Source organism: Tabrizicola sp. TH137 (assembly GCF_002855575.1).
Lineage (GTDB): Bacteria > Pseudomonadota > Alphaproteobacteria > Rhodobacterales > Rhodobacteraceae > Paragemmobacter.
The window spans coordinates 783,010-806,738 of the sequence record NZ_PKRQ01000001.1; the positions used below are offsets into that span (position 1 = coordinate 783,010).

Annotated in this window: 18 protein-coding genes; 8 read left to right on the plus strand and 10 right to left on the minus strand. The window is 68.2% G+C overall.

The genetic code is table 11. From position 1 onward, the window contains the following. Positions 1-19: 19 nt before the first annotated feature. Genes fba through C0V75_RS03955 form a run of 8 tightly spaced genes read right to left on the minus strand, consistent with a single transcriptional unit; the run spans position 20 to position 8,336 of the window. Positions 20-1,054, minus strand: a complete 1,035-nt coding sequence (gene fba / locus C0V75_RS03920; protein ID WP_101919562.1) for a class II fructose-bisphosphate aldolase — start codon at positions 1,052-1,054, stop codon at positions 20-22. A gap of 7 nt (positions 1,055-1,061) precedes the next feature. After that, positions 1,062-2,060 carry a class 1 fructose-1,6-bisphosphatase gene (locus C0V75_RS03925; RefSeq protein WP_101919563.1) on the minus strand — a complete coding sequence of 333 codons (999 nt, stop codon included), beginning with the start codon at positions 2,058-2,060 and terminating at the stop codon, positions 1,062-1,064. 20 nt (positions 2,061-2,080) lie between these two features. Continuing rightward, a complete protein-coding gene (locus tag C0V75_RS03930; RefSeq protein WP_101919564.1) occupies positions 2,081-2,542 on the minus strand; it encodes an RpiB/LacA/LacB family sugar-phosphate isomerase in 462 nt (153 codons plus the stop codon). A gap of 10 nt (positions 2,543-2,552) precedes the next feature. Beyond that, the gene (locus tag C0V75_RS03935; protein ID WP_101919565.1) at positions 2,553-3,317 is read right to left on the minus strand and encodes a triose-phosphate isomerase; all 765 of its coding nucleotides are present in this window, start codon (positions 3,315-3,317) and stop codon (positions 2,553-2,555) included. Positions 3,318-3,342: 25 nt separating this feature from the next. Beyond that, positions 3,343-4,302, minus strand: coding sequence for a sugar-binding transcriptional regulator (locus C0V75_RS03940; RefSeq protein ID WP_254216360.1), 960 nt, complete (start codon positions 4,300-4,302; stop codon positions 3,343-3,345). A gap of 2 nt (positions 4,303-4,304) precedes the next feature. Then, a complete protein-coding gene (locus C0V75_RS03945) occupies positions 4,305-5,237 on the minus strand; it encodes a sugar phosphate isomerase/epimerase (protein WP_101919902.1) in 933 nt (310 codons plus the stop codon). A 7-nt stretch (positions 5,238-5,244) separates the two neighbouring features. Then, positions 5,245-6,759: a glycerol-3-phosphate dehydrogenase gene (locus C0V75_RS03950; RefSeq protein WP_101919566.1), complete on the minus strand. Its 1,515-nt coding sequence runs from the start codon at positions 6,757-6,759 to the stop codon at positions 5,245-5,247. Between the two features lie 11 nt (positions 6,760-6,770). Beyond that, positions 6,771-8,336, minus strand: coding sequence for an FGGY-family carbohydrate kinase (locus tag C0V75_RS03955; protein WP_101919567.1), 1,566 nt, complete (start codon positions 8,334-8,336; stop codon positions 6,771-6,773). A gap of 585 nt (positions 8,337-8,921) precedes the next feature. Here C0V75_RS03955 and C0V75_RS03960 point away from each other — a divergent pair. The 8 genes from C0V75_RS03960 (at position 8,922) to C0V75_RS03995 (ending at position 18,313) form a co-directional block, all read left to right on the plus strand. Beyond that, a complete protein-coding gene (locus C0V75_RS03960) occupies positions 8,922-9,578 on the plus strand; it encodes a DUF2291 family protein (RefSeq protein ID WP_101919568.1) in 657 nt (218 codons plus the stop codon). Positions 9,579-9,604: 26 nt separating this feature from the next. After that, a complete protein-coding gene (locus tag C0V75_RS03965; protein WP_254216361.1) occupies positions 9,605-11,119 on the plus strand; it encodes a sugar ABC transporter ATP-binding protein in 1,515 nt (504 codons plus the stop codon). A gap of 24 nt (positions 11,120-11,143) precedes the next feature. After that, positions 11,144-12,181 carry an ABC transporter permease gene (locus C0V75_RS03970; protein ID WP_101919569.1) on the plus strand — a complete coding sequence of 346 codons (1,038 nt, stop codon included), beginning with the start codon at positions 11,144-11,146 and terminating at the stop codon, positions 12,179-12,181. A 101-nt stretch (positions 12,182-12,282) separates the two neighbouring features. Then, a complete protein-coding gene (locus C0V75_RS03975) occupies positions 12,283-13,230 on the plus strand; it encodes a D-ribose ABC transporter substrate-binding protein (RefSeq protein ID WP_101919570.1) in 948 nt (315 codons plus the stop codon). Positions 13,231-13,402: 172 nt separating this feature from the next. Next, positions 13,403-14,269 carry a DeoR/GlpR family DNA-binding transcription regulator gene (locus C0V75_RS03980; protein ID WP_216821395.1) on the plus strand — a complete coding sequence of 289 codons (867 nt, stop codon included), beginning with the start codon at positions 13,403-13,405 and terminating at the stop codon, positions 14,267-14,269. Then, positions 14,262-15,785: an FGGY-family carbohydrate kinase gene (locus tag C0V75_RS03985; protein ID WP_254216362.1), complete on the plus strand. Its 1,524-nt coding sequence runs from the start codon at positions 14,262-14,264 to the stop codon at positions 15,783-15,785. Before C0V75_RS03980 ends, C0V75_RS03985 begins: the two co-directional genes overlap by 8 nt. After that, positions 15,782-17,434 (plus strand): glycerol-3-phosphate dehydrogenase/oxidase, encoded by a 1,653-nt coding sequence (locus tag C0V75_RS03990; RefSeq protein WP_101919572.1) that lies wholly within the window; start codon positions 15,782-15,784, stop codon positions 17,432-17,434. The genes C0V75_RS03985 and C0V75_RS03990 overlap by 4 nt, the downstream gene beginning before the upstream one ends. 54 nt (positions 17,435-17,488) lie before the next feature. Further along, complete coding sequence (locus C0V75_RS03995; protein ID WP_101919573.1) at positions 17,489-18,313, plus strand: YihY/virulence factor BrkB family protein; 825 nt, start codon at positions 17,489-17,491, stop codon at positions 18,311-18,313. Here the strand turns inward: C0V75_RS03995 and C0V75_RS04000 are convergent. Beyond that, positions 18,307-21,819: a translocation/assembly module TamB domain-containing protein gene (locus C0V75_RS04000; RefSeq protein WP_101919574.1), complete on the minus strand. Its 3,513-nt coding sequence runs from the start codon at positions 21,817-21,819 to the stop codon at positions 18,307-18,309. The genes C0V75_RS03995 and C0V75_RS04000 overlap by 7 nt on opposite strands. Next, a complete protein-coding gene (locus C0V75_RS04005) occupies positions 21,819-23,588 on the minus strand; it encodes an autotransporter assembly complex family protein (protein ID WP_254216363.1) in 1,770 nt (589 codons plus the stop codon). The genes C0V75_RS04000 and C0V75_RS04005 overlap by 1 nt, the downstream gene beginning before the upstream one ends. Positions 23,589-23,729 lie beyond the last annotated feature (141 nt).

The window sequence follows — 23,729 nt, forward strand, 5'->3', positions numbered from 1 at the left end:
TGCGGCAAGCCTGCCGCCCTCAGGCCCGCCGCGCCATCGCCTCCAGCGGCAGGGGACGGATGCGGTCGGCATGGCCCGCCGTGCCAAAGGCCTCGAACCGCTGGCGGCAGACCTCCTGCATCATCGCAATCGCGGGCTTCAGGTATTTGCGCGGGTCGAATTCCGACGGGTCCTCTGCCAGCGTCCGCCGGATCGCCGCGGTCATGGCCAGCCGGTTGTCGGTGTCGATGTTCACCTTCCGCACACCGGACCGGATGCCGCGCTGAATTTCTTCCACCGGCACGCCCCATGTCGGGCGGATGTCCCCGCCATGGCTGTTGATGATCGCCTGCAAATCCTCGGGCACCGACGAAGAGCCGTGCATCACCAGATGCGTATCCGGCAGGCGGCGGTGAATCTCCTCGATCACATGCATCGCAAGGATCGCCCCGTCCGGCTTGCGGGTAAACTTGTAGGCCCCGTGGCTCGTCCCCATCGCGATGGCCAGCGCATCCACCCCCGTCTCGGCCACAAAGCGCGCGGCCTCGTCGGGATCGGTCAGAAGCTGCTCTTCGCCCAGCTTCTCGGTCGCGCCATGGCCATCCTCCTGATCGCCCATCCCCGTCTCCAGACTGCCCAGAACGCCCAGTTCGCCTTCGACCGACACGCCGCAGGCATGGGCCATCTGCACCACCGCGCGGGTGATATCGCGGTTACAGGCGTAATCCGCAGGGGTCTTGCCATCCTCGCGCAGCGACCCGTCCATCATCACCGACGTAAACCCCTGCTGGATCGCGGTCGCGCAGGTGGCAAGGCTGTTACCATGGTCCAGATGCATGCAGACGGGAATGCCGGGATACATCTCGACCAGCCCGTCGATCAGCCGCGCCAGAACCCGGTCCCCCGCATAGGCCCGCGCCCCGCGCGACGCCTGCAAGATCACCGGCGCATTGCACTGATGCGCCGCGGCCATGATCGCAAGGCCCTGCTCCATGTTCGAGATGTTGAAGGCGGGCACGGCATAGCCATGCTCGGCAGCATGGTCGAGAAGCTGACGAAGGGTGATGCGGGCCATGATATCCTCAGTTTTCCATCGGCACGGTGCCGGATTGCAGTGAAAGCGCGCGGGCGATGATCTCCACCTCCGCCTTCGCGCCAAAGACAAGCGGGGTATTCTCGTGCAGCATGGCGGGCACCCGGTCGAGGATCGGGCGCAGCCCATCCGTCGCCGCCCCGCCCGCCTGTTCGATCAGAAAGGCGATGGGCACCGCCTCGTAAAGCGTCCGCAACCGCCCTTGGGCATAGCCGGTGCGACGGTCCGCCGGGTAAAGAAAGCAGCCGCCCTGCAACAGGATGCGGTGCAGCTCGCCCACCGCCGCCGCCAGCCAGCGCATGTTGAAATCGCGGCCGCGCGGCCCCTCCTTGCCCGCCCGCAGATCGCACGCCCAGGCCTGAAGTGCCTCGGGCCAGTGCCGCTCGTTCGATGCGTTATAGGCGATGACCTTCGCCTCCTCGGCCAGCCGCACCCCCTGCCGCGTGACGTGGAACCGCCCGCTCTCCGGGTGCAGCGTGGCGATGTCCACGCCTTGCCCGACCGAAAACCCGAAATCGCAGGAATGCCCGAAGGATGCATAGCCCGCCGCCGCCACCACGCGCCCGGACCGCAGGAACCCCTCCGCCCCGGCCGGATAGACGGCGAAAAGCAATCCCAGCGGCGCACCGATCCCGATGGACCCCGACCCGTCGATCGGGTCGATGGCCACGTCCCAGGCCCCGCCCGGGGTCAGCACCGCCACCTCTTCCGCCTCTTCCGATAGCACCTGCCGCACCCCGGCCGCACGCAGCGCCGCCAGCATGTGCTCATGCGCCCCGACATCCAGCGCCTTCTGCCGGTCACCGCTGTCATTCACCCCGACGATGGCTGTCGGATCGCCCGGAATCCGCCCCGCCGCCAGCCGCGCGACAAGCGGCGGCAGGGCGGCGGCGATAGCCAGAACGATCCGTTCCACCCCGCCCCGGTCAGGCAAATGATCCTCCAGCAGCCCGGCCGATGGCGGGCCGTCTTGCGGCAATCGCAGCATGTTCGGTCCCTCGCTCCGCCTCAGCGGCGGTTGTACTTCGCGTCCACCGCGTCGATGGCATCCACATTCCCGGCGGACCGGCCCGCCGGATCGAAATCCTTCGTCACCGCCAGCCAGGCATCGGCAATCGCCTTGGCCAGTTCCGGCCCGATCACCCGCGATCCCATGGTGATGATCTGCGCATTGTTCGACAAAGCCGCCCGTTCGGCGGAATAGGTGTCATGCGTCAGCGCGGCACGAATGCCCGGCACCTTGTTCGCCGCGATGCAGACCCCGATCCCCGTCCCGCAGACCAGGATCGCGCGGTCATAGGTCCCGTCCAGAACCGCGCTCGCCACCCGGTCGGACAGATTGGCATAAAAGGCATCCGCCCCCGCCTCCGTCCGGCTGATCTCCGCCACCTCGAAGCGGCCCTTCAGATGGTCGGCCAGCACCTTCGCCAGACCCTCGCCCGCGCTGTCTCCAGCAATCGCCAGTTTCATCTCGCTCTCCTCACAATTTGGCGGCGCATCGCGCCAGGATGTCGAGGTATCCCTCAACGGCCCAGGCCGAACGCCCGATGAAAAGCCCGTCCACATGCGGGCAGGTGATCAGTTCCTCGCAATTGCCGGGATTGACGGAACCGCCGTAAAGGCAGGGCACCCGCCGCCCCAGCACATCCTGCGCCACGGCGATGATCTCGGCCTGGCGCGCATCGGCATAATCCGCCGTCGCCGGGATGCCGTTCACCCCGATGGCCCAGACCGGCTCATAGGCCAGCAGGACCGTCGCCTTGCGCTGCTCGGCCGACAACCGGCCCAGCGCACCGCGCACCTGGCGTTCCAGAACCTCCGCCGCGCGCCCGGCCTGCCGCTCCTCCAGCGTCTCGCCGATGCAGATCAACGGCACCAGCCCGTGCCGCACCGCCGCCTCCACCTTCAGCCCGACGGTTTCATCCGTCTCGCCGAAATGCTCCCGCCGCTCCGAATGGCCAAGCTCGACAAGGTCCAGCCCGCAATCCGTCAGCATCACGGGGCTGATCTCGCCCGTCCAGGCGCCCTGATCGGCCCAATGCATGTTCTGCGCGCCCACCTTGACCGACGTCCCCGCCAGCAGCGCCTTCACCTCGCGCACCGCCGTGAAGGGCGGGATGACAAAGCGCTGGATGCGCGCATCCCGCCCCGCCTCGGCCGCGATCAGGCCCTCGGCAAAGACGCGCGCCTCGGCCAGCGTCTTGTGCATCTTCCAGCTCGTGCCGATCCAGCAGGTCGCGCTCATTCCCGTTCCTTCGCCTTCTTCCATCTCACACCAGCAGCGCCCGCGCCGTGGCCTCGTCTGTGATCAAGCCGCGCAGCCGCCCGCTCTCCAGCACCGACCGGATCGCAGCCACCTTGCCGCGCCCGCCCGCGATGGCCACGATCCGCGCCTCCTTCGGCCCGTCCAGATCGACGGCAAGCAGCCGCGCCGTCAGCGCCGTCTCCACGATCCGCCCGCGCGCGTCGAAGAAATGGCCCAGCATCTCGCCCACGCCGCCCGCCGCCTCGATCTCGTCGATCTCGCCCGCCTCGATCATGCCGGATGCCACCAGTTGCGCATCCGCCGCCACCGTGCCGATCCCGACGATCTTCAGCGGCGCGCCCCGCGACATGTCAAAGATCTCCTGCACCCCCGGCTGCGACAGGATCGTCACCCGGTCCTCCGGCGAATTCACGAAGAACGGCACCGGCAGGACAAAGGCCTGCGCCCCCGTCCTGGCCGCAAGGTTGTGCATCACGTCATGCGGGTTCGCCGCATAGTTCCGCGTCAGCCCGCCCAGCAGCGACACAAATCGCACCGTCCCGGCCTCGATCCGCGGCATCGCGGTCACCGCCGCCGCCAGCGTCCGCCCATGGCCCAGCCCGATCACCCGGTCGCCGCCCTGTTCGATCTCGCGCCGCAGGAACCCGGCCCCTGCCACACCCAGCGCGCGCAGCGGCAACCCATCCTCTCCCAGATCGGGCGCCACTTCGGCCTGATCCAGCCCGAAGCTGCGGCACAGCGCATTCTCCAGCCGGATGCAGTCCACCATCGGGCCATCCACGCTGATCTTCACCAGACCGGCATCCACCGCCCGCGCGATCAACCGATGCGCCTTCACCGAAGGCACGCCCATCCGCTTGGCCACAGCCGCCTGCGTCAGCCCGCCCACGTAGTGCAGCCAGGCCGCCCGCACGGCAAGGCTCAGCTCCGGGTCCATGTCGATGCTGCGCGGCGTCTGGTCCATCCCTACACCCGCAAGTCGGCCGCGCCGCTGTCGATATGCGGCGCCCAGAAGGCCACACTTTCGGCAATCTGCGCGATCACCTGCCGGTCATTCGGCTCGCGCTCCTTGAAGGACAGTTCCAGACAGATCTCGTTGTCCACTGCCCCGCCTTCCGCAAGCGCCGCCAGCAAGGGCGCAGGCTGCACCCGCCCCTTCGCATTGTATTCCGCCGTAAAGGGCCGATGCCCCGACTTGTCCATCATCGACTGCTTGATATGGATGATCGGGCTCACCTTCGGGACCGCCCGCGCCCAGGCGAAGGGGTCGGTATCATCGGGGTTCGGGCTGGTCACGTCGCCATGGTCGATATCGGCCATCATCCACATCGGCACCGCCATCCCCGCCGCCGTCAGCCGATCCTGCAAGGACAGGCAAGCGGCAATCGTCTCGCCGAACTCCCGCCCGATGCTCATCGGCTCCCAGAAGACATAGGAAAGCCCCGCCGCCCGCGCATGTTCCGCCACCTCGGCCCAGCAATCGATGGCAATGCGGATCAATTCCTCGCGCCGCGCCGGATCGTCATAGTCGCGATAGGTGAAGATGGCGAATTGCGTCCCGACCGACGTGCCGCCCAGATCGCCGATGATATCGGCAAAGGTCTTGAACCAGTCCACGTAATAGCGCCGCACGTCGCGGTCGGGATGGCCGAAATGGTTCAGCCGCCCGTAGGGCCCCGTCATCCCCGACGTCACCCGCACCCCCGTCCGCTCCAGCGCCGCGCCCATCTGGCGCGTCATCCGGCGGATCACCGGCGCGGGCCAGGACGGGTTGATGAATTCATGCGTCAACTGAAGGTCGCGGATGCGCAACGCGCGCGCCACCGTCTCGATCAGGTCATCCGGGTCGGCAAAGCGGTTGACCAGCGGATTGGTGTTCAGCGAAAGCGTCAGACCCATGATGTCCTCAGGCAGCGGCCAGATGCGCCCGGCCGAACCATTCGGCAAAGGCGGCGCGTTCGGCCTCGGTCAGGTGCAGGTAATGCTTCGTCCGGCGATACAGCACATCCTCCGCGGTCATCGCCCATTCCCGCTCCACCAGATAGCGCGCCTCCGCCTCGTAAAGCTGGCCGCCGAAATGCCGCCCCAGCGCCGTCAGCCCCTCGGCCGCGCCCACAAGATCGCGCGTCCGGCTGCCGTAAAGCCGCCCGTAATGCTGCACCAGGGCGCGCGGCATCCACGGATAGTCCTCGCGCAGCGCATTGGCGAAAGTCTCGTAATCCGCCCCCGGCATCTCGCCACCCGGCAGCGGTTCCTGGGCCGTCCAGTCCCCGCCCATCTGCGGAAAGACCGACCGCAGCCGGTGCATCCCCCGCTCGGCCAGTTCACGATAGGTGGTGATCTTGCCGCCGAAGACGTTCATCAGCGGCGCCCCGCCGGTTTCGTCCAGGTCGAACACATAATCCCGCGTCACCGCCGAGGGGTTGCCCTTCCCGTCATCGAACAGTGGCCGCACGCCCGAAAAACTGTGCAGCACGTCCGACCGCCGGAGCTTTTCCTTGAAATAGCGGTTCACCGCCTTCAGCAGATAGTCGATCTCGGACTCATCCGCCGCCACATCCTCGGCCCGCCCCTCATAAGAGATGTCCGTCGTCCCGATCAGCGCCTTGTCCCCTTCATAGGGGTTGATGAAGATCACCCGCTTGTCGTGGTTCTGCACCAGATAGGCATTCGACCCGGTCCACCATTTCGGCACGATGATATGGCTGCCCTTCACCAGCCGCACATTGCGGCTGCTGTTCGACCCGGCCACCCGCCCGATCACGTCCGAAACCCAGGGACCGGCGCAATTCACGATGCAGCGCGCCCGGAACGTCCGCAATTCGCCCGTCGGCAGGTGCTTCACCGTCACCGTCCAGGCCCCGTTCTCGCGCCGGGCCGAAACCGCCGGGCTGCGCGTCAGGACCAGCGCCCCCTTTTCCCGCGCCGCCACCGCGTTCAGGATCACCAGCCGCGCATCATCCACCCAGCAATCCGAATACTCGAACCCCTTGGTGTACTGGTCCAGCAGCGCCGCCCCCTCGGGATCGCGCCGCAGGTCCAGAACGCGCGTCCCCGGCAGCCGCTTCCGCCCGCCCAGATGGTCGTAAAGGAACAGCCCCAGCCGCACCAGCCAGGCAGGCCGGTCCTGCGGCGAATGCGGCAGAACGAACCGCATCGGCCAGATGATGTGCGGCGCCGCCTGCAACAACACCTCGCGCTCGATCAGCGCCTCGCGCACCAGGCGGAATTCGTAATACTCCAGATAACGCAGCCCGCCATGCACCAGCTTCCCCGACCGGGACGAGGTGCCTTCCGCCAGATCGCCCTTCTCGCACAGCACGACCTTCAGCCCGCGCCCCGCGGCATCGCGCGCCACACCGGCGCCGTTGATGCCGCCGCCGATCACGAAAAGGTCGATCATCTCTGCCGTATCCGTCATGCCTCTCTCCTTCAGACCCCCCGTCGCGCCCGCGCCAGCGCCGCCCAGACGGGCGCGCCACCCTGCCGCGCGGCCAGGAAGGCCGGGAACAACCGGTCATAGGTCGCGGCCAGCCGGTCATCCGGCGGCTGCGCCTCGCTCAAAAGGGGCGTCACCCATTCCGCGATGCAGGCCTCCATGTCGGGATAGGCCCCGATGGCCACCGCGGCCATCATCGCGGCCCCGGCCGCCCCCGCCTCTTCCCGCGCCGAGGTCCGCACCCGCGCCCGGATCGCCCCGCCAAGAATGGCGCGCAACTGCGCCGACCGCGCCGCGCCGCCGGTCAGCCGCAACTCATCCGGCAACGGCCCCATCGCGGCATAGCAATCCCGCATCGCCATCCCCAACCCTTCCACCACGGCGCGCACCATGTCGGGATAACGCGTCGCCATCGACAGCCCGGCAAACCCCGCCCGCGCCTCGGCATTGACGAAAGGCCCCCGTTCTCCGGCGTCCGAGATATAGGGCAGATAGGCCACCTGTCCCGGCGCGCTCGCCGCCAGCCAGCCATCCACCCGCGCCACCAAGTCGCGCGGCGCGACCTCCTGCCCGAAGCTGCGCATCACATCCGCCGCCAGCGACAGAACCCAATCCAGGTTCAGCGTCGCCGCCATGTTCGTCTGCACCTGCGTCACGATCCCCGGCACCGGCAGGCAGATCACATAGCCTGTGCCCTCGGCATTCAGATGCACCCGCTCCCACGGCACCGCCCGCATGTGGACGCCCGTCGATCCCACCGTCGAACAGGCGATATCGCCACCGTCGCCGCCATGCACGCCCGCGCCCAGCGCCGTCATAACCATGTCCACATAGCCCAGGCTGACCGGAGTCCCCGCCCGCAGCCCGGTCGCCGCCGCCGCCGCCGGCGTCAGCGGATGCGTGACCTGCGTGCCATCCACGATCTCGGGCAGCAGCCCTCGCCGATGCCGCAAGCCCAGCGCCGCGATCACCCCGTCGTCATATTGCCGCGTGCGGAAATTGCCGAAGGTAAAGCTCGCCTCCGACGGATCGGTCGCCCGCACACCCGTCAGGTTCAGATAAAGCCAGTCCTTGCAATGCAGCGCCACCTCGGCGCGGTCCAGCATCTCGGGCATATGCGCATCCATATGCGCCATCTGGCTGCCCTGCTGGCAGGTGTTCAGCCCCGTCCCCGTCGCTTCGAACCGCGCCCGGTTTTCCGCACCCGCCGCCAGCCGCACCACTGTCGGCGCAGCCCGCGCGTCCAGCCACAGCCAGGCCTCTGCCACCGGGGCATCCTCGGCGCCCACCAGCCAGGTGCCATCGCCCTGCCCTGTCACGGCCAGCGCCGCCACCCGCGCGCCAAGATCGGCGACATGTTGCGACAAACCGCGAATCGCCGCCACGCAATCCATCCATGTGGTAGCCAGCGACTGCGTCACCGCCCCCTCCGACGTCGCGCTGTAGCGGTTCGGCACCGCCGACACCGCCACCTGCCGACCGGTCAGATCAAAGGCCACCGCCTTGATGACAGACGTGCCCGCATCAATCCCGATGATCAGATCGCCCGTCGAACCCATCCCGTCCTCCCCCGCACCAGTCCGGCGGGCCGGCAGCAGGCCTGTCACAGGCCCGCCCTCTCGCGACCCGCTAAATAACATAGTTATATCGCAAGGGTAGTATTTTTTTGCAGACTGCGTAAAAAATTTCCGTTACGATCAAGAAAAGGCAGCAATTCAAGGGCGCTTCCACGCAGGGCGCCCGGCCCCCAGACAGCAGAATTCCGCAATCAAGGCGCCAGCGCCGTCACGGCTGTTTTTGCTGTATTCCTCAATGTTTTCTCGCATTTTCGCTGCGTTGCAGCGCAATGGGCGCATCTGTCCCGCCCTCGCCCCACACCGGGAATCACCGCAACACCCCTCACGCGCCCGCCAAGCAGCGAAGACGGTCGCAGCTTCAGCAAAGAAGTGTATTGACGTGATAACTAGGTTAGATTTATCACATAAGCGTGCCAAGGCACATCCGAAGGCCGCGGGGAAGCCTGCATTGCCCTCGGAAACAGGGAGGAGGACCCAGCATGACCCATGCCACAGCCGCGCTGTGCGCCTGTTGGCCGGTGCCACCGGCCCCTCACCGCATGACCTTCGCGCCACGGACCTGACGCCATGACCGACGCCACCCCCTCCTCGCAGAAGGCCGCCGCCGGGTCGCGCCGCACCCTGGCGCTTGTCGCCGCAGGGGTCCTCGCCCTCGCCGCCGCCATCGCCGCCGACACCACCGTCGTCCATATCGGGTCCGAGGCGGATGTCCGCAAGCAGGCCTTCTCTCCCGATGCCTTCGGTCAGGCCGAATTCCCCCGCATCCAGACCTTCGTGATGGAAAAGGCCGTCGATGGCGTGACCATCGCGCCCGAGGTCCTCGCCGACAAGGCCGCCGCCTCCGCGAAATACGGCACCGCCTCCTCCACCGGCGCAATTTTGATGGTCCGTCTCACCGGCACGGCGGGCGAGGCGAAGGCTGGCATCTATGATCTCGCCGTCACCGGAATGCCGCCCGAAATCCGCGTCCGCGTGCAGACCGGCCCCGCCATCAACGGCACCGACCTGCGCGACGCGCCCGGCGACATCGAATTCGGCGCCTTCAAGAACCAGATCGAATACCAGGATGCCGGGTCCGGCATCAACCGCGCCATGAAGGCCGCCGTCCTCGATTCCATCGACACCGCCACCCTCACCGGCAAGACAATCGAGGTGGTGGGGGCCTTCCGCCTGATCAATCCGAAGAACTGGCTGATCACCCCGGTCAGCGTCAGCGTGAAGTGATCCGCGCCATGCCCGACCGCACCCCCATGGCAAAAGGCGAAACCGTCCTCGCGGCGCGCAACATCGCCAAATCCTACGGCGCGATCCAGGCGCTCAAGGGGGTGAATTTCGACATTCACCGCGGTCAGGTGACCACGCTCTTCGGCGAAAACGGCGCGGGCAAATCCACCCTGATGAAGATCCTTTCGGGCATCGTCCGGCCCACCTCGGGCCAGATCATCCTCGACGGCCAGCCGGTCATCCTTGCCAATGCCAACGACGCCCGCGCCCGCGGCATTTCCATCATCCATCAGGAACTCAGCCTCGCCCCGAACCTCTCCGTCCGCGACAACATCTTCATGGGGCGCGAAATTCCCGGCACCTTCGGCGTGGACTATGCCGAAGAGGAACGCCAGGTCCGCCGCCTGATGACGGAACTGGAAGAGGATATCGACCCGCTCACCCCGGTCGAGGATCTCCGCCTCGGCCAGCAGCAGATCGTGGAAATCGCCCGCGCCCTCTCCGTGGACAGCCGCATCCTCATCATGGACGAACCCACCTCCGCCCTTTCGGCGACCGAGGTGGAGGTGCTCTTCAAGGTCATCCGCGACCTCACCGCCAAGGGCGTCAGCATCGTCTATATCTCGCACCATCTCGAAGAGGCGCTCCAGATCACCGATCACGCCGTCGTCCTGCGCGACGGCACCATGACAGCCAGCGCCCCCCGCGCCGAGATCGACCTCGAATGGATCGTCCGCAACATGGTGGGCGAAAACTACGATCTCGGTTCCCCGCCCGAAACGGAATTCGGCCCCGTCGCGCTCTCCATCCGCGACCTGACGGTGAAAGATCCGCAGGGCGCCGGCTACAATGTGGTGGACCGCCTCTCGCTCGACGTCCGCGCCGGCGAGGTGGTCTGCATCTACGGCCTGATGGGCGCGGGCCGCACCGAACTTCTGGAAACCGTCGCAGGCCGCCTGCGCGCCTCCGGTGGCCAGATCCTGCACAAGGGCGAAGAGGTCTCCCACCTCTCGATTGCCCAGCGCATCGCGCGGGGCCTCGCCCTTGTTCCCGAAGACCGCCAGCGTGACGGGCTGGTGCAGACCATGACCGTCGGGCAGAACCTGTCGCTCGCCTCCATCATGGCCTTCACCCGCGGCCTGTTCACCAGTCGCAGCGCCGAACAGGCCATCATCGACGACACGATCCGCAAGGTCACGGTCAAGACCGACGGCGGCGAGGCCGCCATCGGCTCGCTCTCGGGCGGCAACCAGCAGAAGGTCGTCATCGGCAAGATGCTGGCCACCGATCCCAGCGTGATCCTGCTCGACGAACCCAGCCGCGGCATCGACATCGGCGCCAAGGGCGAGGTGTTCCGCCTTCTGGCCGAACGCGCGAAACAGGGCCTCGCCGTGATCTACTCCACCTCCGAAGTCGGCGAATGCCTGTCGATCGCCCATCGGATCATCGTCATGCACAAGGGCCGGATCTCGGCCGAATTCGATTCCACCGTCAGCAAGGAAATGATCATGGCCGCCTCGGGCGAGTCCGTGGCGGCCTGAGCGGGAAAGTAGCGGAGCCAACCGATGTCGGACACGACCATTTCCAGAAAAAGCGGCGGCAAGCCCCTCAGCCTCGGCCGGCTTCTGCTGGAAGGGCGGGCCTTCTTCGCCCTCATCGCCATCGTGGCCGTGTTCTCCTTCCTTTCGCCGAACTACTTCACCGTCTCGAACTTCCTCATCATGGCCAGCCAGGTGGCGATCTACGGCATCCTCGCCATCGGGATGCTGCTCGTGATCCTCAATGGCGGGATCGACCTGTCGGTCGGCTCCGTGCTCGCGCTCTGCGGCGTACTTGCCGGGGCAATGATGCAGGGGCTCGAACTGACCTCGCTCGGCGTGATCCTCTACTTCCCGGTCTGGGCCGTGGTCGTCCTCACCGTCGCCATCGGCGGCGCAGTGGGGGCGATCAACGGCATCCTCATCGCCTGGTTCCGCGTCCCCGCCTTCGTCGCCACCCTCGGCGTGATGTATGTCGCCCGCGGTGTCGCCCTGCTGCTCACCAACGGGCTGACCTACAACAATCTCTCGGGCCGCCCCGAGCTTGGCAATACCGGCTTCGACTGGATCGGCTTCAACCGCCTCGCGGGCATCCCGATCTCGGTCCTCATCCTCTTCGGCATCGCCATCCTCGCCGGGCTGATGCTTTCGCGCTCCTCCTTCGGGCGCTGGCTCTATGCCTCGGGCGGCAACGAACGCGCCGCCGATCTGTCCGGCGTCCCGGTCAAGCGGGTGCAGATCACCGTCTATACCCTGTCGGGGATGCTGGCCGCCATCGCGGGCCTCGTCCTGTCCTCGCAGCTCACCTCGGCCGGCCCCACCGCCGGCACCACCTACGAACTGACGGCCATCGCTGCCGTCGTCATCGGCGGGGCCGCCCTGACCGGCGGGCGCGGCACGGTGCGCGGCACCATGCTGGGCGCCTTCGTCATCGGCTTCCTGTCCAACGGCCTCGTGATCATCGGCGTGTCCTCCTACTGGCAGACCGTCTTCACCGGGGCGGTGATCGTCCTCGCGGTGCTCACCAACTCCATCCAATACGGCAAGGGCACCCGAAAGACCTGACGCCGAACCTTCTTCTCTGTCCGGGACCGGCAATGGGTCGGCCCGCACGGGAAAGCTGCCCGGAAACGGCAAAAGACCACTGTCCAAGAGGGAGAGAGACAATGTTGAAACTGACCCGCCGCACCCTGATGGCCGCCGTCGCCATCACGCCGCTGATGTCCTTCGCCGCCAGCGCCGAAGGCCTGATCTCGATCATCGTGAACGACCCGGCCAACCCCTACTGGTTCACCGAAGGCGAAGTCGCCAAGGCCACGGCGGAAAGCCTCGGCTACAGCGCCAATGTCTCGGCCCACAAGGGCGACACCAACACCGAAAGCACCCTGATCGACACCGCGATCACCAACCAGTCCGTCGCCATCATCCTTGACCCGGCCAATGCCGACGGTTCCATCGGCGCCGTCAAGAAGGCCGTCGATGCGGGCATCCCGGTCTTCCTCGTGAACGCCGAGATCAACCAGGAAGGTCTGGCCAAGGCACAGCTCGTGTCGAACAACGCGCAGGGCGCGGCCATGGGCGCGGAACAGTGGGTCTCCGTCATGGGCGACACCGGCACCTATGTCGAACTCTTCGGCAACCCGGCCGACAACAACGCCGCCACCCGCTCCAACGGCTACACCACCGTCATCAGCCAGTATCCCGATCTGGTGAAGGTCGGCCAGGAAGTCGCCAACTGGGACCGCACGCAGGGCTACCAGAAGATGCAGGCGCTGCTTCAGGCGAATCCCGACATCAACGGCGTGATCTCCGGCAATGATGAAATGGCCCTCGGCGCCATCGCCGCGCTCAAGGAAGCGGGCAAGCTCGACCAGGTCAAGGTCGGCGGCTTCGACGGCTCGCCCGACGCGGTCGAGGCGGTGAAGGCCGGCGAAATGGCCTATACCGTGCTCCAGCCCGTCGCCGTCTTCTCGGCCGAGGCAGTGCGTCAGGCCGACAACTTCATCAAGACCGGCTCCACCGGCGCCGCGACCGAGAAGCAGCTCTTCGACTGCCTGCTGATCACGCCGGAAAACGTGGACAAGTACACCGCAGCCTTCACCCTGTCCGAGTAAGCGGTATCCTGTTGGAAAAGGGGGCGGCCCCAGACCGCCCCCTTTTTCGCACCCCGGACGCAAGTCCCGACTTTCCTTTCCACCCCGCTGGTAACTGGGCCGCCCTTTCTGGCACGATATCCCGATCACGGTTCCCCGGGCCCGCGCATGGCCCAAGCTGGCAGAGGCAGAAGTGACTGACGCAAGACCGACCGACGATCTGGCCATCGAACGGCTTGCCGGGGACCCGCTTCCCGCCGACAGCCGCCATGCCCGCCAGATCGCACGCCGCCAGATGATCGCCGAGGCGGTCATGGCCGAAGGCTCCCTGCGGATCGAGGATCTGACCGAACGCTTCGGCATCAGCCTGATGACCGCCCATCGCGATCTCGACGAACTGGCCAGCCGCGGCCTTCTGCGCAAGACGCGCGGCATCGTCTCTGCCGCCCCCACACGTCTGGTCGAGGCCAGCGATGTCTATCGCTCCTCCCGCCAGTCCGCCGAGAAACGCGCCATCGCCGCCGCCGCCGCCGCCCATGTCGAAAGCGGTCAGGCCATCTTCCTCGACTGTTCCACCACCGTCCTCCAGATGGTTCCGCATCTGTCGATGCGCGTGCCACTGACCGCCATCACCTATTCCCTGTCGATGATGAACGCCCTGCGCGAGATGCGCGACATCTCGCTCCTCGGTCTCGGCGGGCAGTATTACAACTGGTGCAATGCCTTCCTCGGCCACATCACCATCGCCGAAATCCGCCGCCTGCGCGCCGATGTGGCCTTCCTCTCGCTCTCCGCCATCACAGATGGCATGGCCTTCCACCAAAGCCCCGAAATGGTGGAAACCAAACGCGCCATGTTCGACTGCGCGCACAAGCGCGTCCTCTTGGCCGACCATTCCAAATTCGAACGCCGCGCCCTGCATGCCATGTGCGCGCTTCAGGATTTCGACGTGGTGATCGTCGATGCCGCCACGCCCTCGGCCACCGTCTCCGCCATGCGCGCCCGCGGCGTGACGGTCGAGATTGCCCCCGCAGTGACGACCGTTCCGCCCGATGCCTGACATGACGCCCTGCCTTCTCGGGATCGACAACGGCCTGACCATGACCAAGGCCGTGGTCTTCGATGCCATGGGCCAGGTCCTTGCCGTGTCGCGCCGCCGCATCGCCCAGTCCATCCCGGCCCCCCGCTTCGTCGAACGCGACATGGAGGCGCTCTGGTCCGCCACCGCCCAGGCGATGGCCGAGGCCGTCACCGCTTCCGGCGCCGCAGGCCGCATCGCCGCCATCGCCGCCACCGCCCATGGCGACGGGCTCTATCTGCTTGACCGTGACCGCCGCCCGCTCGGCCCCGGCATCCTCTCGCTCGACAGCCGCGCCGGTGCCATCGCCGACGCCTGGGCAGCGGACGGCACCGCCGCCAGGGCGCTCGCGCTCTCCGGCCAGATGCCCCATGCCTCCGCCCCGGCCACGCTTCTCGCCTGGATGCGGCGCGAAGAGCCCGCCCGCTTCGCCCGCATCGGCCACATCCTCGCCTGCAAGGACTGGCTGCGCTTCTGCCTCACCGGCAGCATCGGCACGGACCTGACCGAAGCCAGCACCTCCTTCACCGATGTCCGCAGCCAGACCTATTCCGACGACATCCTCGCCCTCTATGGCCTCTCCGCCCTGCGCGACGCCCTGCCGCCGATGGACCGCCCCGATACCGTCGTGGGCACCCTCCGCCCCGAGTCCGCCGCGCTTTGCGGCCTGCCCGCAGGCATTCCCGTCGTCGCCGGTCTGCATGACGTCACCGCCTCCGCGCTCGGGATCGGCGGGCATGGGCAGGGCCGTGTTGCCATCGTCGCCGGGACCTATTCCATCAACGAAACCGTCTCCTCCCGCCCGCAGATCGACGCCCGCTGGTTCTGCCGCAACGGCCTGCGCCCCGGCGAATGGAACAACATGGCGATCTCCCCCGCCTCCGCCGCCAATTACGACTGGTTCCTCGACACCTTCTGCGGCACCGACCGCGCAAGGGCCGAAGCGGCAGGCCAGTCCATCCACGCCCTCCTCGCCCCTGAAATCGAGGCCGCGCTCGCCCGCCCCTCCACCCTGCTCTTCCACCCCTATCTCTACGGCTCGCCCCATGGCCCGCAGGCCAGCGCGGGCTTCATCGGCCTGCACGGCTGGCACGACCGGGGCGACATGCTCCGCGCCGTGATCGAAGGCATCGCCTTCAACCACCGCGTCCATGTCGATGCCCTGCGCGACGGTTTCGCCCCGACCGAGGCCCGGCTCACCGGCGGCATCTCCCGCAGCCCGCTCTTCGCCCAGGTCTTCGCCGATGCGCTGGGCCTCTCCGTCACCGTCACCGAAACCGACGAAGCCGCTGCATGGGGCGCCGCCCTCTGCGCCGGGGCGGGCATCGGCCTCTTCGCCGCCCCCACCGACGATCCGCGCGACCTTGCCGCAACCTCCCGCCACTACCACCCCGACCCGGACCGCAGCGCCGCGCTGGCCACCCGTTACCGCCTCCATTGCGACATCAGCGCCGCCATGGCCCCGCTCTGGCCCCGCATCGAAGCCCCCGCATCATGACCCAGCCCACCGAAATCGACGTCCTCATCCTCGGCGCCGGAATCAACGGCGCGGGCCTGTTCCGCGACCTTTGCGAACAGGGCCTGACCTGCGTGATCCTGGACAAGGCCGATTTCGCCTCCGGCACCTCCGCCGCGCCCTCCCGCCTCATCCATGGCGGCATCAAATATCTGGAAACCGGCGAATTCCGCCTCGTCGCGCAATCCACGCTGGAACGGAACCTGCTCCTGCGCAACGCGCCCCATTCCGTCCGCCCGCTGCCCACCGTCATTCCCATCTTCTCGTGGTTCAAGGGCATTCCCGCCGCCCTGCGCACGCTTTTCGGCTCCACCACCGCGCCGCGCAGCCGGGGGGCGGTGCTGATGAAGATCGGCCTGGCGCTCTATGATTTCTATGGCTCCCGCGCCCGCGTCATGCCGCGCCACGCGCTCTGGTCGCGCCACCGCGCCCTGGCGACCCTGCCGCCGCTCACCCCCCGCATCGTCGCCGCCGGCACCTATTACGATGCCTTCGTGACTCAACCCGAACGGCTCGTCCTCGAACTCGTGCAGGACGGCATCGCCGCCAGCCCCGCCTCCCGCGCCCTGACCTACGCCACGCTCGACGGCACGGAAGGCGGCACCGTCCACCTGAGCGATGCCACCGGCAGGCCGCATGCCCTGCGCCCCCGGATCACCGTCAACGCCGCCGGTCCCTGGATCGACGCCGTCAACCGCCAGCTCGGCCATGACAGCCGCCTGATCGGCGGCACCAAGGGCTCGCATATCCTGCTCGACCATCCCGATCTCATCCGCGCCCTGAACGGCCGGATGATCTATTTCGAGGCCGATGACGGCCGCATCTGCCTCGTCTTCGATTATCTCGGCCGCGCCCTTGTCGGCTCCACCGACATCCGCGCCGACGATCCCGAAACCGTCCGCTGCGAAGAGGATGAAATCGCCTATTTCCTCGACAGCCTCCGCAGCCTCCTGCCCGGCCTGTCCTTCGACCGGTCGCAAATCGTCGCCTGCTATTCCGGCATCCGCCCCTTGCCCCGCTCCGACGGCACCGCCGCCGGTCTCATCAGCCGCGATCACTCCGCCCCTGTGGCCGAACCCACCGCCACCCGCCCCTTCCCCATCATCTCTCTCGTGGGCGGCAAGTGGACCACCTTCCGCGGCTTCGCCGAAGAGGTGGCCGACGACATCCTGAAACGCCTCGCCCGCCCCCGCCGCGTCTCCACCCGCGACCTGCCCATCGGCGGCGGCCGCAGCTTCCCGCAAGACCCCGCCGCCTTCGCCGCCGCCCTCGCCCGCGACACCGGCCTCACCCAGGCCCGCGCCGCCGAATTGCTGGATCGATACGGCACCACCGCCACCGCCTTCGCGCAGGTTGAGGCGAATTCCCCCCGCCTCCCCGACGCCCCCACCTGGTCCGAGGCCGAAATCACCCACATCGCCCGCAGCGAACAGGTCACCCACCTGACCGACATCCTGCTCCGCCGCACGCCCCTCGCCCTGACCGGCGAAGTCACCCCCCGCAACCTGCCCCGCATCGCCGAACTGGCCGCCGCCGCGCTGGGCTGGTCGCCCGAAAGGATGCAGCAGGAACTGGAAGAAACCCGCGCCCTGCTTACCCACCGCCACCGCCTGCGCGGCTTTGCCGTCTGACAGCCGCCACGGCGGCAATTGCCCCACCCCCGCACTTCCCCTACCCTCAGGCCCATGCGCCTGCCCAACATTCCCGTCATCCTCAAGGACCTCTGGCACCTCTCCGACGAGAGGGAGCTTGATCTCATCGCCGCGGGCATCGCCTTCTACGGCTTCCTCGCGCTCTTCCCCGCTGCCGCCGCCGTCATCGCCATCTGGGGCAGCTTCGCCGATGCCACCCTGATCCGGCAGGAACTGGAACTCGCCCGCGACTACCTGCCCCCCGATGCCTGGGCGCTGATCTCCAACCAGATCGAGGCATTGCTGGCCGTGCAATCCGGCCTCGGCCTTGCCACGGTCATTTCCATCGCCCTCGCGCTCTGGACGGCCCGCGCCTCGGTCGCGGCGCTGATGCGCGGGCTCAATGCCATCCACGGCCTGCCCAACCGCGCGGGCCACTGGCACCAGCTCCGCGCGCTTCTTCTGACCTTCGTCATGATCGGCCTTGCCATCGCGGCCCTGATGGCCGCCGTCATCGGCCCCCTGATCCTCAGCTTCCTGCCGCTCGGCGCCTTCGCCACACTGGCCCTCGAAGGCGTGCAACTGATCGTCAGCCTGATGATCGTCGTCATCGGCGTGGCGCTGATCTACCGGCTCGGCCTCAACCGCCGGATCCAGCATCCGCTCTTCACGCGCGGCATCCTTGTCGCCGTCATCATCTGGATTGCCGCCTCACGCGGGCTGGTGGTCTATCTGGCGAATTTCGACACCTACAACCGCATCTACGGCTCCATCGGGGCGGTCGCCGCGCTGCTCGTCTGGCTTTACCTCTCCGGCTACGCGATCCTTCTGGGCGCGGCAGTCGATGCCGCCCGCGCCCGCCGCGCGACCGATCAGTAATCCTTCTCGAAGAATATCCCCAACCCCGTCTCGCCGGTCGATCCCGTGCGCCCCCGCACCGTCACGCTGTCGGTCAGATCAAGGTTCAGGTTGATCTGGCTCTGGCCTTTGTCATCCACCTCGATCTGGGAATAGACGTTCTCCGACAGATACTTCCCCGCCCGCACCGTGGCCCCGCCATCCGCCCCGGTCTGCACGTCCAGATCATCCAGCCCGAACCCCTCGCGCAGCCGCCCGACAATCCCGATCCCGCCACGCCCGGCCAGGGTCGCCACTGCACTGGCCAGTTGCGCCGCCTGCAAGGCCGACAGCGAGTCGATCCCCCGCCCGAACAGCAGCCGCGACAGCACCTCCTCCTCCGGCAGTTCGGGGGTGGAGGTGAAGCTCACCTCCGGCTCCGTCGCCGGCCCGTCGATCCGCACGAAACTGGTGATCCCGTCGCTTTCATTCGATGCCGCCACCGCTAGCATCGGCACGAAATCCCCCTCCAGCGTCAGCGAGGCCTGCGTCAGGTCCAGCCGCTTGCCCAGAATATCCAGCCGCCCCCGGATCAGGTCGAACGCCCCCGACGGCACCACCGCCGCCGTCGTCCCGCCCAGCCGCAACTCGCCCCCCAGTTCCGCATCCAGCCCCCGCCCCCGGATATAGATCTGCGACGGCGCGGATATCGTTAGGTCGAGCGCGATGGGCCGCCCCCCGCCGCCACCACCCCCGCCCGACCCGTCATCCAGCAAGCCCGCCCGCGCCCGCATCTCCCGCACCGCACCTGGCTCGTTCACATGGCGCAGATCGGGAATATCCGCCGCCCCGCCCAGACCGGTGGACGGAATCTGCACCTCCGTCTCGCTCAGCACGATGCGCCCAGCCAGAACCGCGCCCCCCGTCACCGGCCCGCGCAGGGTAATCTCGCCATTCGCCGTGGTCTGGAACAGTTGCGGATCGCGCAGGATCGCGCCTTGCAACCCCACCCGCAAATCGGCCGGGAAGGGCGCGGTCAGCCCGACCGTGCCGCCCAACTCCACCCGCCCACCGCTCGTCAGCGCCGCACCGCCCGCAATCTGCGCGCGCCCCTGCGCCAGATCGGCCGTCACGCCCACATCCTGCAAGGCGAGGAACACCGACGGATCGGCGATCCGCCCCCCGCTCAGCGCCACCCGCCCCGACAGGGACGACACCGCCGCAGGCCCCGCCATCCGCAGATCGAACCGCACCGGGCCAGAGATCAACTGCCCCGCAAGAAAGGCATTGGCCAGCCCCGCCTGCGCCTGCCCTGCAATGGTCAGGTCCGCAGTGCCAGTCTCCAGCAACCGCCCCGCCACCCGCGCATCAATCCCCCCCGGCCCCTGCCCGCGCATATCAAGGCGAATCCCGCCCCCCTCCTGCGCCGCCGTCCCGGCCACGGTCAGCGGCCCGGGAAACTCCGGCAACAAAAGCGCAAGGTCCGCGATTCGCGCCGTCAGGTCCAGCGCCTCGCCCCGCGACGCGGCGCGCAAGGAAACCTGCGGATTGCTCACCTCCACCCGGTTCACCGTCAAGCGCGCGCCCGTCTCCACATCCAGCGCCAGCAGCGTCTCGCCCCGCAGCAGACGGTCCGCTTCGGCCTGCCCTACGGCCAAGCCCCGCCCCCGCCCGTCCAGCACAAGCCGCGCCGCCTCGGGCGCGCCCGTCACCCGCAGCTCGCCAGCCAGCGCCCCCCGGAACCCGCCACCCAGCGCCGCCAGATCGCGAAAATCCACCCGCGCCGTCAGGTCCAGCGCCCCGCTCGTCACCCGCCCCTGCGCCGTCGCGTCCAGCATCCCCGCCGCCACCGACAGTGCCCGCAACTCCGTCCCCGTCTCGTCCCGCTTTGCCGACAGGTCGATCCGCGCCAGCCCGCGCAGCAGCGCATCCGCCTGTGCCTGCCCGATGGCAACATCCGTCCCCTCGACCGTCACCTCCCCATCGAAGGCCCCGGTCAGCGGGCTCGCCGCACCCTCCACCACCACACGCGCCGCGCCACCAAGCGGACGCCCCGCCAGACCCGACAACCGCCCCAGATCATCCACCGTCGCCTCGGCCTGCCCCGATACGCGCAGCGCCGCCTCCAGCCCTTCGATCAGGGCCCGACCCTGCAACGCATAACTCTGACCGTTCAGCACGATCTTCGGCAGGCGCAACCCATCGCCCCCCTGCCGCCAGGACAGGACGACAGACCCCGTCACCTCCGACCCCAGCGCCGTTGCCAGCGCCGCGTCCTCCGGCACCAGCCCCGCGCCCGCGAAATCCAGGACCGCGCCCAGATGCGCCGCCCCCTCCCGCCGCCACAGCCGCCCCGCCCCATCCAGCGCCAGCCGCTCTGCCGCGAATCCCGGCTGATCCAGCCCCGCAATCACCAGATCCGCCGTCCACCCCTCGCCGGCCGCCCGGTCATAGCCCACATCCAGATCGACAGACCGCACCCGCATCTCGCCCGACACCGGCAGCAGCACGGGCGACCCATCCGCCAGCCCGATCCGCCCCGCCACGTCAAAGGCGAGGGGCATCCCATCCGCCCCCACCGTCGCCGCCCCGCGCAGCGCCAACGCCTGCGCCGACAGGTCAAAGGACCGCAGCCGCAGCACCCCCTCCACCGACCGCTCGCCCTCCGCCACCAGCGCGATCCGGTCTCCGAAGAAGGCCGCGTAATCCGGCAACCACAGCGGCGCGAGGTCGCCCGCCAGATCGACCGCAAACCCCTGCCCGCCATCCTCCGCGCCCAGCAGTTCCACCGTCCCCGCCAGCCGCTCCTGCCCGTCCGTCGTCAAGCCAACCGTTGCCGTGAAATCGCTGATCGGTCCCTCGCCCTGCACCGCCAGCCGCGCCGCAGGCGCGCCCGGAATGCCCAGCTTGGATACAGCGATCCCGCCCGCCTCTTCCTCGGCCACCAGATCCAGCAGGAATTGCCCGCTCGCATTCGCATAGGCCGCCGTCAGGTCCAGCCGCCCAGCAGGCCCATCATCCACCCGCTCCAGCAAAAGCTCTGTCCGCCCCTCGCCCCCCGCCAGCGTCGCCGATGCCTCCAGCCGCCCCTCGATCCCCTCGCCCAGCACGGCCTCGCCCAGCACGATCCGCTCCGCCGCCAGCCGCCCGATGGAAATGCTCACCGGCAATTCCGGCAGCGCAAACGTCCCCGCCTCCGGCGACGGCGCCGCCTCCTCGCCCTCCGGCACCCGCTCCAGCACGATCTCCCGCGCCGAAAGCTCCGACACATTCACCTCGCCACGCAGCAGGGCAGACCGGCTCCAGTCCAGCACCACCCCATCCAGCGTCAGCCAGATGCCCGCATCATCCGCGATGGTCAGCCGGTCAATCGTCGCCCGCGACGACAACGCCCCGGCAAAACCGGTGATCGTCACCTGCCGCCCGGCACCTGAAAGATTGTCCTCCAGAAAGGCCGTCAGGAAATCGCGGTCATCCTCCTGCGCCGCCGCCCCGATGGGCAAAAGGCACAGCGCCAGAACCGGCAGCGATGGGCGCCATCCCCGCATCAGAAGGCCTGCCCCAGACCGACATAGATCTGCACGCCATCCCCCGTCGTCCCGCCAACCGGCGCCGCCACGTCCAGCCGGATCGGGCCAAAGCCGGTATCATAGCGCACCCCGATCCCGGCCCCGGAATGCCAGTCGCCCGCCCCGTCGAAGAAGGTCCCCACGTCGATCCGGCCAGTGTCAAAGAACCCCACCACCCCGATCCGTTCCGTCACCATGGCCCGCGCCTCAAGCTGCGTGCCGATGAAATGCGTCCCGCCGATCTTGGCCGACAGCAGCCCGCGCGCCACGCTCACCCCCAGCGACTGATAGGGTTGCCCCCGCACCGTGCCGCCACCGCCGGAATAGAACAGGTCATCCCGCGGCGTCTCCAGCAGGGCCGACCCGTCGATCATCCCCAGTTGCAACCGCCCCGCCAGAACCACGCCATCTTCCGCCCCAAGGCCAAGATAGCCCCGCGCATCCAGCGTGCTGCGCGTGCCGCTGCCGGTAGTGCCAAAGCCGAAGAAGGGCTTCACCTCGGCATCCACATAGAACCCGTTCGCGGGGTTCAGCGGATCGTCGCGCCGGTCCCAGGTCACCCCGATGGGAATGCCCACATTGCGGAACAGGAAGGCATCGAACCCATCCCGCCCCTTGGCATATTCGTATCGAACCCCCAGCCGCCCGGTCAGCGTCTCGCTGAAGTAATGCGTGGCCTTCACGCCCACCATCGCCACATCGGCGAAGTAATCCTCTTCATCCAGATGCCCGATCTCCGCCTCGATCCCAAGCGTCGTGTCGGGGGTCAGCGTGGCAGGCCGGTCGATGGTCACGCCCAAAGCATAGTCGATGCCGGAATTCTGCGCCCCGATATTGGTGATCGACCCGTCGATCCGCAGCCGCTCCGCCCCGCCCAGCAGGTTGCGATGCAGCCAGAACCCGGTCAGCGACAGACCTTCCTCCGTCGCCACCTCGGCCCCGAAGCTGTAGCGGCGCGGCTTTTCCTCCACCACCGTCGCCGTGATCGGCAGAAGGTCGGGCGCCAGCACATCCCCCTCGGTCAGCGTGACCGACTTGAACACCCCCGTCCGCCGCAATCGCTGCGCCGCGCGGTTCAGTTCGGCGGGGGAATAGACCTCGCCCTCCGGCAGCCCAGCGATCTTGACGACACGCCGCACCTCCATCCGCTCCGCCCCCGTCACCGCCAGCGGACCAAAACGCAGCCGCGGCCCCGGCTCCAGCGCGATCCGCGCGGCCAGCGTGGCATCAGCATGGTTTGCCACCACCTCCTGCCCCGCGACCCCGGCCTTCGCATGGCCCTGATCGCGCCAGCCATTCACCCCTGCCGCCGCCGCCTCGCGGATGATCCCCGAAGGCGCGGGCTGTCCCACGGCAAAACCCTTCGGCAGCACCGTCCCCGGTGCCAGCGGCGCGACCCGCGCCTCCGACAGGCGGAAGGCCGGCCCCGGCTCCACCCGCACCTCGATCACGTCGATCCGGTCCGGCGCATCCAGCGGCGCGATCCCCGCCGCCTCGCGCCCATCGACACGCACCGAGATCACCCCGGAATAATGCCCCGCCCCGTACAGCGCACCCAGCAACCGCCCGTATTCCGCCCGCGCCGCGGCGAACAGATCCTGCGCGTCCTCCTGCCCGTCCAGTTCCGATGCCACCAGAAGGGATGCGCCCCGCAGGGTCTTCACCAGCGCCTCATCCGCCCCCGGTGCGGTGAAGTCCAGCCGTTCCAGGGCCATCACAGGCCCGGCCAGACCGGCCGTCAGGGCCACCACTGCCGCAACAGCGCGGCAGGGCGACAAACGGGGGGAAAAAGCGATCAATGAATCCTCCGGGCGCGCTGTTCAGACTATCGCAACTCCCCCAGCGCGGCGCAATCGCCGTCCCGGAAAGGCTGCCGATTTTCGCCGTCG